Source organism: Pantoea sp. B65 (assembly GCF_047308185.1).
In the GTDB taxonomy this organism is placed as follows: Bacteria; Pseudomonadota; Gammaproteobacteria; order Enterobacterales; family Enterobacteriaceae; genus Erwinia.
The window spans coordinates 43,552-59,394 of sequence record NZ_JAHXPU010000011.1 but is presented as its reverse complement, the minus strand read 5'-3'; the positions used below and the strand labels follow the sequence as shown (position 1 = coordinate 59,394).

The window sequence follows — 15,843 nt, the reverse complement described above, 5'->3', positions numbered from 1 at the left end:
ACAGTAACCGCAGAGGCGGTCTGTTGGCTGTCAGAAAAAGACTGGAGTTCCATTGATATTGCACGATGGGCTTTTTGTAGTGGTGGTTTAGCTGTGACTGGCCCGGACGGCGTAAATCCCACTCCTACGGCGGTAAATCTGACAGGTCCGTAAAAATACGGCGTTTAAATGGTAATCGGAGGGCAGACAGCTCCATCTTCAGCTTCTCCACATCCACCATGGCAAGGTAACGGGCACTATCGGCAAGAAAAGCCCCGGCCGCCAGATTACGCAACCGCTGGAAGCTGAAGCCCCCGACTCCGCGTTGGCGCAAAGCGTGGCTAATCGCCTGATATAAGCAGTCGCCATCGGGTTTGATCGGAATAATATTGCCCGGCACCAGCTCGACATCATAGTGTCCGATCTCTGCGCTATACCTTAACGCAATATGCAACTCTTCTGGCCGGGAGTGATAAGGCCCCTGGATAAACTGCTCTTCAGCACCCCGCCGATAGATATGAGTGACATTACTGTGGTTGATGCTGAGCACCAGGTTGTCCGGTAGCTGTGCCGCATTCATCACCAGCAGCGGAGCCTGCTCGCCTAATTCCGAGTGCCAGGCGCCCGGAGCACGCAGCATCAGATTAGCCATATCCTCGATATCCCTGGCGCTGAACGTGACCTCTGCCGGCGCGATTGTCGGTTCGGGTTTCACGCCAGCCGCCGGTTGCGGTGGCGATTCGTAGAAGTCACCGTAATCAATAAAGTACTCCTCGCCGGGTTTTACCTCGCGGGTGGTGACAAACATCGTGATGTTTTTGCCAAAACGGACGGCGGCGACATTATTATTCGCAATCGGCGGATGATTACCCAGCTGGCCGGTATTGATATTTTTGGTGATATTACTGCTGCTCAGGGCGCTGACGGTACGTCCCCAGGCGCGGGTGCCGAACAGGTAGGTTGAGGTGCGCAGCGCTCCCATTTTCTTGCGCTCGCGCCGTAGTGACTCTTCGCTATCATGGTAGATACCGGCATAGGGGCCAAGCAGCGTCAGGGCGGGGATTGCGGCATCGCTACCGTTAAATACCCCATTGCCCAGTGAGATAATTTCGCCATTCACCTCATGATAAGTGGGGGCGATAACCATACGGTTATTGGCCGTAAGATGCAGGGCGGTTTCATTCTCTACCGTCCAGCGAAAATGGTCGCGCAGCCGGGTTTTCGCCTCGTTTGCCTGCCTGGTGCTCATGGCGGCAAACACCCGGTTCAGCTCGCCCCAGCAACTTACGGTCATCTCACTGGCAGGTTTGCCTTCCGCCTGCAGCGTTACGCTTTTCTGCGGATTATCCGGGTCGCGCAGAATCGGATAATGATTGTGGATGCCGGAGAGATCACGCAGCAGGGGGTTTTCGGTTGGTTCAGTGTGTAGCGTGGCGCCCTGGTCATCGAGCGTAATCAACGTGATGCCACGCCGTTGCGGCTGACTGGCCGTCAGCGTCTCGCTTTTAATCTCTGTGGCGGGAGAGGTCTGCGGCGCTGGTTTGCCGCCTGAGTTCATTTTCAGGCGCGATAGCAGACGGTGACGCTCCAGCAGCCTGGCGCCTTTATTCTTCAGGCCGCCGGGATGCGTCAGACTAAGCCAGTAGGCGGTGCTGATCAGATTATCTTCCGCATATTGCCGCGGGCCGCCGCAGTTGTTCCGCTCCTGCTGCGACATTTCCGACCATAACTGAAGGTGCGCGCCATAGTCCGGTACGCCACGGGTGGCGGTGAGCAGTTTGACTTTGCCTTCAACGGTCAGGCCGCCATCATCGGCCAGTTTTGACCAGCTGTTTAATTTAACCCCATGGGTCAGGGCATAGGATATTGCGCCGCCGGCTTCGTCTCTCTGCGCGGCCGTCATGCGATGCCATTGCTGGCAGTGCCAGGCCAGGTCGGCTTTATAGGGGGTGATGGGTTGCAACCTCTCCATACCCAGGCGACTCACCCCGTCATTGTGCGCCAGCTTCAGCCAGATATTCTCATTCAGCTTATATTCCCGGGCATATCCGGCAGCGCCGCCGATCTGAATCCGGGCGGTCGGTGACATTTGATGCCAGCTATACAGATGAGCCGTGTATTTCGCCTGCGGATTGCGCAGCTTCTTCTGGCCGCTAATGGTGAGTCCGTCGTCACTGGCCAGCCCTAACCAGGTACTGATCGTCAGATTGTAATGGGTGGCATAATTCCATACGCCGATAGCTTCCCGCTGCTGCCGGGTCATATTATTCCATGCATGACAGTGCCAGGTATAATTCGGTTTCAGCTGCGGTTTAAGTTCGTCGGTAATCTCCCCCTGCGCCGCCTGGCGCCGGTTAAAATCGAGCAGCTTGCCCTGGCCAAGCCGCTTCAGTCCGGCAAGATTGGCCAGACTGGCGAAGGTCCCCGGATGCAGATTGTTATCCAGCGCATAGCCGGCCACGCCGCGCTTCCTGCGCGCCTCTGGCGACATCTCATCCCAAATCTGCAGATGGCGGATAATATCCTGGCGATTGACAAACGGCAGTGCCAGCATCGCTTCACCGGTTTCTGACAGACCGCGGCTGATGGCCATTTTGATCCAGTAGTCCGGATTCAGACCATGCCGTAAGCCATAGATGCGTGCGCCTCCCCATGCCTTCCTTTCGTCATAGCTCATATCCTTCCAGCGCTGCAGATGATTATGAAAGCTGAGTGGGGCGGTGCGGGGTTCCACCCTTTCCGGCGCGGCGACTACCGCCGCTGGCGCTGTCTGCGCGGTTTCCGGCGCGCCAGTAAGCGCTGCGGGCGGCAGATAGTCTGGCGCCATGGCGCGCATTACCGCCGCGCGCTTCTGTTTTCTTTTTTCCAGTAGCGTCTGTCCCTCTTTCGACAGGCCTGCCGGATTTGCCAGACGTTTCCAGTAGAGAATATTCAGGCGATTGACCAGCGCATACAGGTAGACTGCATCGGGGGCATTTCTTTCCTCGGCCGGTTTATTCAGCCATCTCTCAAGGTGCAGATCGTAATTTTTACGGTTGTTATCCGGCATGATCAGCCGGCTTTCACCTAAGCGCGTCAGGCCGCTATTGTTGGCGAGGCTGGTCCAGTAGTCGAGATTAAGGCCGTTAATTCTGCCGTACTGACGTGCGCCGCCGACGCGCTTTTTGACCTGTTGCGGCATCTCATGCCAGATCTGACAATGCAGGGTGTAATCAACCCTCGCATCATAGGTCGAGGCGAGCAGTTTTTTTCTGCCGGATCGGGTCAGCCCGCTCTTATGGGCCAGGTTCAGCCATCTTTCCGGCAGCAGATCGTTTGCCTGCGCATAGCCGGTCAGGCCAGTCTGATTTCTCTGTTGCTGCGTCATGCTATCCCAGATGCGACAATGCCAGGTATAGTCGATCTTCGGGCCGGACATCGGCCGGTAGATCGCTCCGGCCGCTACCGGTTGGTTACTGCCCGCCAGTACCGCCCAGATGCGGCGCATCAGGCCATGTTTTTCCGCATAGCCGTTTAACCCGCCCATCTCTGCCTGCTGTTGTGCCGTCATCGCCAGCCACTGCTGGCGGTGGTAGCTATAGTCAATTTTGCCGCTATTGCTGGCGGTCAGCACCGTCAGCCCCTCGGCAGTCAACCCGCCATTATCCGCCAGTCTTGACCAGATGGTGGCGCGTAACTGATTGCTGATGCCATAACCCTCCGCCCCTGCTGCCTCGTCGCGCTGTGCCTGCGTCATGTTGTGCCACAGCTGGCCGTGATACTCGTAGTCTTCACCTCTGGCGCTGGTGGCGGCAATCAGCCTTATCAGCCCCCGGCTGGTGGTACTTTCGTTGGTCGCCAGATTCTGCCAGCTCAGCCGGTTCAGCTGATAGAGATCGGCATATCCTCTGGAGCCACCGACGGCTTTTTTATCGCTACTACTCATCTCATCCCAGTTAAGAAGATGCTCCGAGTAATCGCTCAGGCGTGCCGTCGCGGTTGAGGCCAGCCGGTCTATTCCCTTTTGCTTAAGCCCGCCAGCGTTAACCATATTGAACCATGTGGTCAGCGTCAGACCGTAATAGCGGGCATAATTCTGCGGACTGCCCCAGGCATCCCGTTCTTCCTGTAGCAGGTTGTCCCATTTCTGCAGATGGAAGAGATAATCCCCGGCATGCTGGTTGTCCTGCGACGCGGTCAGCCGCTCTTCTCCGGCGGCGGTCAGGCCATGATCGTCCGCCAGCCTGCGCCATGAGTCAGCATTCAGATAGTGATGCGCAGCGTATTGATGCGCGCCGCCGCTGGCCTGACGCGCTTCTGCAGTCATCGTTTGCCATACCCGGCAATGGTGATTAATAAAGTCGGTGATGCTTTGACAGGGAGCCGCTTCGCCTGCGGCAACATCGCTGGTGCGGCGGGTTTTACTCTGCTGCTGCGGATCGGCGTCGCCTTCACGTTTGTTGAGATAGAAGAGACTGATATCCTGCAAGCGACTCCCTGGCAGGGTAGTATCGGCTGGCGGCGAATGGAGCAGGGTATTGATATGGTGTGCGTAATGGATCGCCTGATTAAGCTGCGTCAGCATCACCTCCGCGCCGCTGACTGTTGCCGGTGGCGCGGCGGCGCACAGCGGCAGCGGCGGCAAATCGCTGCGCTGTGCCTCATCCGGCAGCAGCACCGGGTTTTGCGCGTATTTCCGCCACTGGCGCTGTAACGCCTGATGCACATCAAATACCTGTATTTGATCCGGCAGGCCGCTGCCTGCTTCGCCAAAGCCGATAATCTTTATCTGCCGGTTCAGTTCGCTTACGGTGATTTTGCGCAGTACATGGCCAGCGCGACGCGGAGCCTGCTGATAAGCCACGGAGCGGGAAGCGCTGGTGCTGGCGCGGATGACGCCGATGCGCGCGCGCAGCAGGTTCTGCACGGCATAATCGCCCGCTTTGCGTGCCTGCAACAGCCGATGGCGCGCAACCTGCACCACGAAAGGAGCGGCGACGGCAGTGACCTTTTTATCGCGGGTGATATGGCAATTAACCGGGCCGTTCTCCTTCAGCGTCACGATGCGGCTTTTTCGTTCCCCTTCGATTTGACAGATAATCTCAACCTGCTGCTTCAGCCAGTGATCTTCCTGGCACTGCCATTCCAGCAGTTGTTGGCGCGCCAGTGCCAGCTCATCCCCCCGTTGTTGCCTTTCGTGGATATAGCTCGCGTAATGGGTCTGCCACTGTGCCGCGCGTTGCATGTCCTGCTGCTGTTTACGGGCATATTCCTCAGCCAGATGGTAGCGATTGCTGATGGTAAAGTTGCCCAGCGCTGCCGCCAGCTGCGCCCAGGCCTGCTGCTTTTTCCGCGTCATCAGCCGCTCCTGATTCAGCTGGCTAAGACGTAAACTCAGATTACGGAAGAAATCCGCGTCATCCAGCAGCGTCTGGCAGCGCGCGGCGGCGCGATAAACCTGGGCTTCACTCAGCAGATCCTGCAGGTAGCGGCGGATCTCCGCGCTAAAAGGGGTACAGAAGGTAAAACAGTGCAGCAGGGCGGGCAGTAGCGGCGGCTGCGCTGCCGCCGGGGCGAGGGTGGTGATCATGCGGTAACCGCTCAGCTGCTCGCCGAGGCTGCGCATCAGCGCCGCACGCGCATCCCGCTGGCTATCCAGCAGCTGCAGCCAGCGGCGTGCTGATAGTCTGGTCGCCTGCCGGGCGCTGGCTGTTTGCCGCGCGGCCATCCATGCCTGCTTCAGCGTCGTCAGTTGTCTGATCGCCTCACCAGCGGGCGCGCCGCGCTCTGGCAACAACTGACTGATCTCTGCGGCGAGGCGGGCGCTGGTACGCTCCATTCCCGTACAATCAATCTCGCTGGCCGGGGGTTCGTCGAACAGATCGCGCATAATCATACGACCAATACTCGCGCGCATTTGCGGGATCTCTCTGATAGTCAGGGCGCGACTGAGCTGTGCCTGCTTGTTTTCGACGTCACTGCATAACTGCCAGGCGCGCGCTTTCTGCTGAGGGCTGATATCCGCGCGATTTCCCTCGCTGATAGCGCGCAGCCGCTGCGCAAGAGTTTGCAGGTAGTCGAGTGTCTGCTCGCCGTGGCTGATAGCCTGCATTGCCGTAATATCACGGTTAAAAGCACCCAGGTCGGCCACCAGCTGTGGGTCGATGGCGACCGGTTGCCGTTGGCTAAAGGTGCGCTGTATCAGCTCCAGATCGCCGCGGAAGGCGCTGGCCAGACGATCGTCGCGCGCCAGCAGACGGCTGCACAGGGCGGGAATCTGCTGTTGGTAATCATCGGCACCGCGTATGGTTTCGGTAATCTCTGCCGCTGGCGGCGGCGGTAACGGCGTGAATAACGGCCTGTCCGGCGGATTGCGCGCGGCGACTGGCCGGGCGGTGACCACGGGCGCCCAACTTGCTGCGCAAATAACGTTAGGGGTAGCGGGGGCGGCGCGGGTGGTGAGTAACGGGCGGTTGCCGATCCGGGTGATCTGTGCGGTGAAATGCGGCAGGTTTGCCGCGGGTTCAGCGCTGGCAACGGTGGCCGGGCGGGTGCTGATGGTCAGGTTCTGGTCCATAAGAACACCAAATTCCTTTTTGCTGAAATCTGATGGGTAAAGTTATAGCTGGTAATAAAGCAAATGAGTGTGCCAATGCTCTGAACGGGCGGCAAACATGCCGCCCCTGTGACAGAGTAGCAGTTTAGTTAATATCGTCCGGATTCGGCCCCAGCCGGTTGCCTTTATCCAGCCGGCTAATCTCGCTGATCTCCGTTTTTTCCAGACGGAAATCGAATACCTTAAAGTTCTCTTCAATACGCGCGGGGGTGACGGATTTCGGGATCACCACCAGGCCGCTGTCGAGGTGCCAGCGGATCACAATCTGCGCTACGCTTTTGCCATACTTCTTCGCCAGGTTTTTAATGATTTCCTGATCAAATACCCCTTTACCCCCCTGGGCCAGCGGACTCCAGGATTCAGTCTGAATCTGGTGCATCGCATTCCATGCATGCAGCTCACGCTGTTGCAGCATCGGGTGCAGCTCAATCTGGTTCACCACCGGTGTGACGCCGGTTTCGTCAATCAGGCGTTTAACATGTGGCTGGTTAAAGTTGCAGACGCCAATACTTTTGGTCAGCCCCTGTTGCTGCAACTCAATCAGCGCCTGCCATGCGGCCACATAGTGGTCTTTTTGCGGGCAGGGCCAGTGCATCAGATACAGGTCAACACTCTCCAGCTGCAGTTTTTTCAGACTGGTTTCCAGCGCCTGTCTGGCATTAAGCTGATCGTCATTCCACAGTTTGGTGGTAATAAAGATATCGTCACGCGGCACATCAGTTTCCTGCAGCGCCTGACCAATGCCCTCTTCATTTTTGTAGATAGCGGCAGTATCTATTAAACGATAACCGGTGCTGAGCGCTTTCACTGCCGCATCGCGTGCTTCCGCAATGCTGGCCTGCCAGACACCAAGTCCAAGCTGTGGCATCATATTGCCATCGCGGAGTTTAATAACGGGTTGATCTACCATAACGTCTCCTTTCCAGCGAGTTAACCGGTATCAGCGACACCGGTTTAAGATTAGAGTTTAGTCAACAACCCGGGGTTCCATGGAATTATCGCTTAACGCGCGTCTTCGTAGATTTTACGGCTGACAGCCGGAGTGATATCCCGATGTTCACCCAATTGCGTCAGGCCTTTCTCTTCCAGTTTCACCAGCAGGGCCGGAATCGAACTGCCGTCCAGCTGATAATCCTGCATCCGGGTTGGCACGCCCATCGCTTCGAAGAATTCACGGGTGGCGGTGATCGCCAGATCGATACGTTGCTCTTCATCACCTTCACTGAAGCCCCAGACGCGGGCGGCGTACTGCAACAGCTTGCCGCGCTTCTGCTCACGTTTAATATTCAGCAGTGACGGCAGCACGATAGCCAGCGTCTGCGCATGGTCGAGGCCATGCATCGCGGTAAGTTCATGACCGAGCATATGGGTTGCCCAATCCTGCGGTACGCCCGCGCCGATCAGACCGTTCAGCGCCATGGTGGCGCTCCACATGACATTGGCGCGAACCGCGTAGTTTTCCGGTTCCTTCAGCGCTTTCGGACCGTCTTCAATCAGCGTCAGCAGCAGGCCTTCGGCAAAGCGATCCTGCACTTTGGCATCAACCGGATAAGTCAGATACTGCTCAATGGTATGTACAAAGGCATCCACCACCCCGTTGGCGATCTGGCGTTCAGGCAGGGTATAGGTATAGACCGGGTCCAGCACCGCAAAGCGTGGCTGCACAAACGGTGAGCTGAATGCCTGTTTGTCGCCGGTAGCGCGACGGGTAATAACCGCACCGCTGTTGGATTCCGAACCGGTGGCTGGCAGCGTTAGCACCGAGCCCATTGGCAGCGCCTGTTTGATCTCTGCGCCGCGGGTTTTCAGAATGTTCCATGGTTCGTCAGCATAGAATGTCGCCGCGGCAATAAATTTGGTGCCATCGAGCACCGAACCGCCGCCGACCGCCAGCAGAAAATCGATTTTTTCCGCTTTCACCAGCGCCACTGCTTTCATCAGCGTTTCATACGATGGGTTCGGCTCAATACCGCCAAACTCCAGCAGTTCAAAACCCTGCAGCGCGCTGTATACCTGGTCCATCACGCCATTTTTTTTCACGCTACCACCACCAAAGGTGATCAGCACTTTGCTGCCAGCGGGAATTTCTTTGCTCAAATGCACAATCTGGTTGTTACCAAAAAGAATGCGGGTTGGCGTATGCAGAGTGAAGTTATTCATCGTTATTATCCTTTATCGCGGGGAGGTCATTTAACATGGTGACTATTGTCGGGATTCGTCGCTGTGCGCTCAATGCTCATTCCTGCCTTAATCTTGCCTGTTTCTCTAATCCTCTGGAGAATTGCGCAGCGACAGGGCAAACTCTCTCTATTGCTCACCGACCGGGAAACTCATCATGGATCATCAAGCTGTCTCTGGCAGGCTGGCCGCACAGGTCATAGGTCTGATGACGCACGGCAAAGCCTCCCTGGCGGCAGTGCCGGATATTAATCTGATCTACGCCAACCGGCCCTGTGGCCGAACGCCGGTAATGTACAAGCCGGGAATTATCATCCTGTTTCAGGGGCAGAAGACCGGCTATCTTGGCACCAGTGTGTTCCATTACGATGCCACCAAGTACCTGATGCTGACGGTGCCACTGCCGTTTGAGTGCGAGACCTTTGCTACTGAGGAAGCGCCGCTGGCCGGGCTTTCTCTGCATGTCGACACCATGACGCTCCAGGATTTGCTGATTGATATTGGCGATGACGACAGTTTCCACCCTGAACCGCAAACGCGTGGTATTCACTCGTCGTTGCTGACGGAAGAGATGCTTTGCGCCTGTGAGCGCCTGCTGGACGTGATGTCCAGTCCGCGTGATGCGCGGGTGTTAGGGCCACAGATTGTGCGTGAAATTCTTTATCATGTACTGGTGGGGCCCTGTGGCGGCGCGCTGCTGTCGCTGATTAGCCGCCAGACCCAGTTCAGTCAGATTGCGCGCGCGTTGCGCCGTATCGAACATCATTACACTGACAACCTGAGCGTTGAGCTGCTGGCCGCCGAGGTCAATATGAGTGTGTCAGCGTTCCACCATAACTTTAAAGCGGTGACCAGCACTTCGCCGTTGCAGTATCTGAAGAGCTATCGTCTGCATCAGGCACGGATGATGATGCTGCACGATGGCCTGAAAGCCAGCGCGGCGGCAATGAAAGTGGGTTACGAAAGCGCCTCGCAATTTTCCCGTGAGTTTAAGCGTTTTTTCGGCGTGACGCCGGGCGAGGAAGTGTCAAGAATGCGCGCCTCCTGAGAAGGTGCGCACTCCCGTCAGGCCTGATTCATCAGGCCTGTTGCTTGTTCTTTTTATGTTTCCATACCACCACGATACTGCCTGTCAGACCGATAAATAACAGTGCAACCGGCAGGATCATCAGTACCGCCATCATCTGGTTTTCATGATGTTTAATAAAGGGTACCTGGCTGATGCCATAGCCGAAAGCCACGACAATGCTCACCCACAGTAATCCGCTCAGCCAGTTAAAAAACTGGAAGCGCCCGTTATTCAGACCAGAAATACCGGCCATGGTTGGTAACAGGGTACGGACAAAGGCCAGAAAACGTCCTACCAGTAACGCCATTAATCCGTGACGATTAAACAGATTCCATGCACGCTGATGATATTGCGCCGGCAGATGTAGCAGCCAGCTTTTTACCATTTTTGTATTACCGAGCCAGCGGCCCTGCAAATAGCTTAACCAGCAACCGAGACTGGCAGCGGTGGTCAGGATCACCATCGTCGGGATAAAATCCATCACCCCTTTCGCCACCATCGCGCCAGCCAGCAGTAACAGGCTATCACCCGGTAAAAAAGAGGCGGGCAGCAAACCATTTTCAAGGAACAGAGTAACAAACATCACACCATAAACAATCCACACGACATCCGGATTGGCCAGCGCTGTGAAATCCTGATGCCAGAGCGCCTGCACAATCTCATGTAACACACCCATGTTGTATCCTGTTTGCTGCGGTTTTTAATTATTAGTCTTACACCGGCCCCGATTGTAACCGCAAAAGGCAAGCCACACCTTGATCTATGGCGCGAAGCTGCATATTCGTTGAGGCCTGATTAAGGTTTCTCAGCGTAAGTTGCAGCTGTTTGGTGGTTATTGCGTCAGTCGTGCAAATCCGGCAGCCAAATCGTCGATTAAATCGTCAACGTTTTCCAGGCCGATATGAACGCGTACCAGTGTACCGTTAAAGTCAACACCTGCAACAGGGCGGATTTCCGCCAGCTCTTCCGGCTGGTTGGCCAGAATCAGCGACTCATAGCCACCCCATGAATAGGCCATGCTGAAGTGTTCAAAGTGGTCGAGATAGTTTGCCAGTTGCTGTGGGCTTAATTTCTGCCGCAGTACGAAGGAGAACAGGCCGCTGCTGCCGCTAAAATCACGCTGCCAGAACTGATGTCCTTTACACTGCGGCAGCGCCGGATGATTGACTATCGCCACTTCCGGACGTTCGGCCAGCCAGTTGGCGATGCGGATGCTGCTCTCTTCATGCTGACGCAGGCGGACCGCCAGGGTGCGCAGTCCGCGGCTGGCCATATAGGCGGTATCCGCATCCACCATCTGGCCCATCAGATAGGAGTTTTCCCGCAGCTGTGCCCAGCAGCGTTCATTGGCGACGGCGGTGCCGATCATTGCATCGGAGTGACCAATCAGGTACTTGGTACCGGCCTGAATCGAGATATCGACGCCGAAATCAAGGGCGCGGAACAGAATACCGGCTGCCCAGGTGTTATCCAGCATAATCACCGCGTCTGGCGCTTTGCGGCGTACCGCGGCGACAATCGCCGGGACATCCTGTACTTCCATGGTGATCGAACCCGGTGATTCGAGAAACACCACTTTGGTATTCGGCTGCACCAGTTCAGCGATCTCTGCGCCGATGCTGTGATCAAACCAGGTGGTTGAGACATTCATCTTGCTGAGAATTTTGGTGCAGAAGTCCTGAGTCGGTTCATACACCGAGCCGCTCATCAGCACGTTATCACCGGCGGCAACAAAGGCGAGGATGGCGTTGGCGACAGCCGCCGCGCCACAGGGATAGAGCGCGCAACCGGCACCGCCTTCCAGCTCGGTCATCGCTTCCTGTAGTGAAAAGTGCGTCAGGGTACCGCGGCGACCATAAAACAGTTCACCACTGGCCCGGCCGGCGGTGGCGCGCTTTTTATCGGCAACGGTGTCAAACACCAGCGAGGAGGCGCGCTGAATGACACTGTTAACCGAACCCTGAGTGAATTTTTTTGCCCGACCTGCACTGATCAGCGCAGTTTCAATTTTCTTCTTCGTCATACCCAAGCGGCCCTGCTAATTCCATAAGAAAGAAATAACTTAACACGATTGACCGCAGCGGGCGGCAATAAATGCCACCCCTGAATGGTAATAGCAGAAACAGCTCAGGGGAGCGATTAATGGCTCCCGCCAGCCGGATTAATCGGTCATCACGCCCGCCAGCCGTGGTAGCCACAGAGAAATCGCCGGGACATAGGTAATCAGCATCAGAATAAAGAACAGCGCGCCATAGAATGGCAGCATGGCGCGTACCACCTGCTCTATCTTTTGCTTACTGACGGCGCTGGCGACAAACAGCACCGAACCGACCGGCGGCGTAATCAGGCCGATACCGAGGTTAACCATCATAATCATGCCAAAATGCACCGGATCAATACCGAGCGCATTGGTTACCGGCAGCAGAACCGGGGTTAAGATCAGAATAATCGGCGCCATATCCATCAGGGTGCCGATCAACAGCAGCATGATATTAATGCACATCAGAATGACGTATTTGTTATCGGAGATGCTGGTGAAAAAGTGGGTGATGCGATCCGGCAGCTGCATCCAGGTCATCACCGCGCCAAACGAGGCGGCAAAACCAATCAGCACCATCACAATGGTGACGGTTTTTACCGTGCGGCACATCAGCTTCGGCAGCTCGTTCCATTGGTAATCACGATAGATAAACATGGTGACGAAAAATGCCCACAGGCAGGCGATTGCCGCGGATTCCGTGGCGGTGAACACCCCGCTGAGAATGCCGCCGAGGATAATCACTACCGTCATTAGCCCCCACAGCGCATCAATAAGGATTTTCAGCGCCTGCTTAAACGGCACCCGCTCGCCTTTCGGGTAGTTACGTTGGTGGGCAAAAGCGATACACATTACCATCAGCGTGATGCCCAGCAGCAGGCCTGGCAGCACGCCAGCGATAAACAGCGCGGCAATCGACACCGTGCCGCCCGCCGCCAGGGAGTAGATCACCGCGTTATGGCTGGGCGGGATCAGGATCGCCTGCACCGATCCGCTGGCGGTTACCGCCGCAGCGTAATCGCGCGGATAACCTTTTTGTTCCATCTCCGGGATCATCACCGATCCAATCGATGCGGTATCCGCCACTGAGGAGCCAGAGATGGCGCCAAAGAACGTGGAGGCGACAATATTAACCAGTGACAGACCGCCGCGAATAAAACCGACAAACACATAGGCAAAATTCACCAGACGGCGGGCAATCCCCCCCTCCGCCATAATCGCCCCGGCGAGAATAAAGAACGGGATCGCCAGCAGCGAAAACTTGTTTACGCCATTGGTCATCTGGATCATCAGCGCCTCCAGCGGCAGATCGATCCACCAGGCGCCCACCAGTGCGCTCAGTCCTACCGCGTAGGCGACCGGCATACCGACCGCCAGCAATAGCGCTAAACTAAACAGCAGTACAAATGCATCCATAGCTAACCCTCAGGTGTTACCCATAATGACCACCGGGCGATGTTCCTGCGAACCAAACGCCAGACGTTCCAGCACAAACAACAGGGTCAGCGCGGAACCGATCGGAACCGGCAGATAACTCTGTCCGGCGCTTAACAGCGGAAATTCAGCGATAGGCTGCGTCCACAGCTGCAGACAGAGCTGGGCGCTGTACCAGAGGATAAACAGGCAGATCGCCAGCATCAGCAGATCGGCAATGCGTGCCGCCAGCCGACGCAACGTTTCCGGCAGACGGTCAGTCAGCATGGAAACCGCGATATGCGACCCGGCGCGGTAACTCACCGCGGCGCCGACAAAAGTGAAGGTCACCATACACAGAATCGCCAGCGGCTCCGGCCACGGAGCGCCATCGTTCAGCACGTAGCGCATAAAGATGGCGAACGGCACTACCAGCGTCATCACCAGCAACGCCAGACCGGAAAGCACCATCGCCGCCAGATACAACCCATCCATCAGGTGGTGACATTTGTTCGCCATAGGGACTCCTGATTATTTAACATCAGCAATGGCTTGCATCAGCTGTTGATGCTGAGCGGCATATTTATCACGAACCGGCTGCGTCGCCTCAATGTAAGGGGTTTTATCAATTTCATGGAACTGCACGCCACCCGCTTTCATCTTGTCGATCGACTGCTGGTTATAGGCTGCCCAGAGCTGCCGTTGTTCGGCCTGCGCCTCTTTCGCCAGCTTCAGGATCAACTGCTGATCTTCTTTGCTCAGCTTGTCCCATTTGGTTTTGGAGTAGAGGAATAGCTCAGGAATGATAAAGTGACCGCTGAGGGTGTAGTTTTTCACGACCGGCAGATAGTTATGGGCGACAAAGGTCGGTGGATTATTTTCCGTGCCGTCGATAACGCCAGTCTGCATGCCGCTGAACACTTCGCTGACGCCCATTGGCACTGCGTTGGCTCCCATCGCTTTCAGGGTGTCAATCGCCACCGGACTGCCCTGCACGCGAATTTTCATGCCGCGCAGATCTTCCGCTTTCAATACCGGTTTTTTGGTGATCAGATTGCGCGTGCCGCCATCCATCCAGCCGAGAAACACCAGTTTGGCATTAGGGTTGTTGGTAATTTTATCGCCAATCTGCTGGCCGATATTGCCGTCCAGAACCTTATGCATATGGTTTTCATCACGGAAGACATAGGGCAGGGTAAAGACTTCGATTTCCGGCAGAATCGCCGCTACCGGCGCCATCGACACGCGAATGATATCAATGGCGCCGATTTGCGCCTGCTCGATCATCTGTTTCTCGTCGCCCATCACGCCGCTGGGAAACACTTTGATTTCAAGACGATTATCAGTGGCCTGCGCCAGCTTTTCGCCCATATGTTCTACCGCCACCACATTGGGATAGCCCTTGGGATGGACATCTGCCGCACGAATAGTGGCAGCATGAACAGCGTTAAATGAGACAGTTAGCAGGCACAGGCTGAAGAATGTACGGGTTAAATTCATCTCAGGCTCCAGAGGCAAGTCATTGTTAGAATAATGTGGTTCAAAAAGTAACGTTAAAAAAGTAGCGTTAAAAATGGGCAGTGGCGGTGAAGCGACTCACATTTTTGCGATATTTTGAAATGTCATTCGCTAATTTATAAAACATCATTTCAAAAATGTGATGGCGGTTGGATGTTAAAAATCGCTCCGGAGTTGTTTTTACGCAAAACTGCGGCCGGAAATGGCTGATAAAATGTAAATAGTAATGAGAACTACTATCAATTCAGCGCTGATTTGATATGATCCGCGCTTGATTTATTAAGTTGTTAATCGAGGTTGGAGACACAGCGTGGTGACCAATAATCTGATGCAAACAGATCTCTCTGTTTGGGGTATGTATGAACATGCCGACATCGTAGTGAAAACGGTAATGATTGGACTGTTATTGGCATCCGTCATCACCTGGGCGATCTTCTTTAGTAAGAGCGTGGAATTGCTGGCGGCAAAACGCCGTCTGAAGCGCGAGCAGCAGGCGCTGGCCAGCGTACGTTCGCTTAATGAAGCCTCAGAAAACAGCAAGAGCTTTCAGTCCGGTAGTCTCAGCACCTGGCTGATCAACGAAGCGCTGAATGAACTTGAGCTCTCCGCCGGTTCCGATGACAACGACGGTATTAAAGAACGTACCGGCTTTCGCCTCGAGCGTCGGGTGGCGGCATTCAGCCGTTATGCCGGTCGCGGTAATGGCTACCTTGCCACCATCGGTGCGATTGCGCCGTTCGTCGGTCTGTTCGGCACCGTCTGGGGCATTATGAACAGTTTTATTGGCATCGCCAAAACCCAGACCACCAATCTGGCGGTGGTTGCGCCGGGCATCGCCGAAGCGCTGCTGGCGACCGCCATTGGTCTGGTTGCCGCTATCCCGGCGGTAGTTATTTATAACGTGTTTGCCCGCATGATTGCCAACTACCGCGCCTCATTGGGCGATGTGGCGGCACAGGTGCTGCTGTTGCAGAGCCGCGATCTGGATCTGGCGAATCGCGCGGATGCGCATCGTACCCCGGCTGCCCATAAGCTGCGGGTAGGTTAAGCATT

The 15,843-nt window shown here is 55.8% G+C and carries 10 protein-coding genes; 2 read left to right on the top strand and 8 right to left on the bottom strand.

The window, feature by feature from the left end:
• Positions 1–124: 124 nt before the first annotated feature.
• The 3 genes from JWF83_RS01095 to yqhD all read right to left on the bottom strand — a co-directional run bounded on the left by JWF83_RS01095 (position 125) and on the right by yqhD (position 8,734).
• Entirely contained in the window at positions 125–6,535 is a 6,411-nt protein-coding gene (locus JWF83_RS01095; protein ID WP_413648053.1) for a hypothetical protein, read from the bottom strand.
• Between the two features lie 124 nt (positions 6,536–6,659).
• Positions 6,660–7,484 carry a 2,5-didehydrogluconate reductase DkgA gene (dkgA, locus tag JWF83_RS01090; RefSeq protein WP_413648052.1) on the bottom strand — a complete coding sequence of 275 codons (825 nt, stop codon included), beginning with the start codon at positions 7,482–7,484 and terminating at the stop codon, positions 6,660–6,662.
• Between the two features lie 92 nt (positions 7,485–7,576).
• Complete coding sequence (gene yqhD / locus JWF83_RS01085; protein ID WP_413648051.1) at positions 7,577–8,734, bottom strand: alcohol dehydrogenase; 1,158 nt, start codon at positions 8,732–8,734, stop codon at positions 7,577–7,579.
• A gap of 175 nt (positions 8,735–8,909) precedes the next feature.
• Between yqhD and JWF83_RS01080 the strand changes: the two genes are divergently transcribed.
• Entirely contained in the window at positions 8,910–9,800 is an 891-nt protein-coding gene (locus tag JWF83_RS01080; protein WP_413648050.1) for an AraC family transcriptional regulator, read from the top strand.
• A 31-nt stretch (positions 9,801–9,831) separates the two neighbouring features.
• Here JWF83_RS01080 and JWF83_RS01075 read toward each other — a convergent pair whose 3' ends face one another.
• The 5 genes from JWF83_RS01075 to JWF83_RS01055 form a co-directional block, all read right to left on the bottom strand.
• Positions 9,832–10,497, bottom strand: coding sequence for a DedA family protein (locus JWF83_RS01075; RefSeq protein WP_413648049.1), 666 nt, complete (start codon positions 10,495–10,497; stop codon positions 9,832–9,834).
• Positions 10,498–10,653: 156 nt separating this feature from the next.
• Positions 10,654–11,844 (bottom strand): cystathionine beta-lyase, encoded by a 1,191-nt coding sequence (metC, locus tag JWF83_RS01070; protein WP_413648048.1) that lies wholly within the window; start codon positions 11,842–11,844, stop codon positions 10,654–10,656.
• 138 nt (positions 11,845–11,982) lie between these two features.
• Positions 11,983–13,275, bottom strand: coding sequence for a TRAP transporter large permease (locus tag JWF83_RS01065; protein ID WP_413648047.1), 1,293 nt, complete (start codon positions 13,273–13,275; stop codon positions 11,983–11,985).
• Positions 13,276–13,284: 9 nt separating this feature from the next.
• Complete coding sequence (locus JWF83_RS01060) at positions 13,285–13,791, bottom strand: TRAP transporter small permease (RefSeq protein ID WP_413648046.1); 507 nt, start codon at positions 13,789–13,791, stop codon at positions 13,285–13,287.
• Between the two features lie 12 nt (positions 13,792–13,803).
• Entirely contained in the window at positions 13,804–14,772 is a 969-nt protein-coding gene (locus JWF83_RS01055) for a TRAP transporter substrate-binding protein (RefSeq protein WP_413648045.1), read from the bottom strand.
• 331 nt (positions 14,773–15,103) lie between these two features.
• Between JWF83_RS01055 and exbB the strand changes: the two genes are divergently transcribed.
• A complete protein-coding gene (gene exbB, locus JWF83_RS01050; RefSeq protein WP_413648428.1) occupies positions 15,104–15,838 on the top strand; it encodes a tol-pal system-associated acyl-CoA thioesterase in 735 nt (244 codons plus the stop codon).
• The last annotated feature ends 5 nt before the right edge of the window (positions 15,839–15,843 follow it).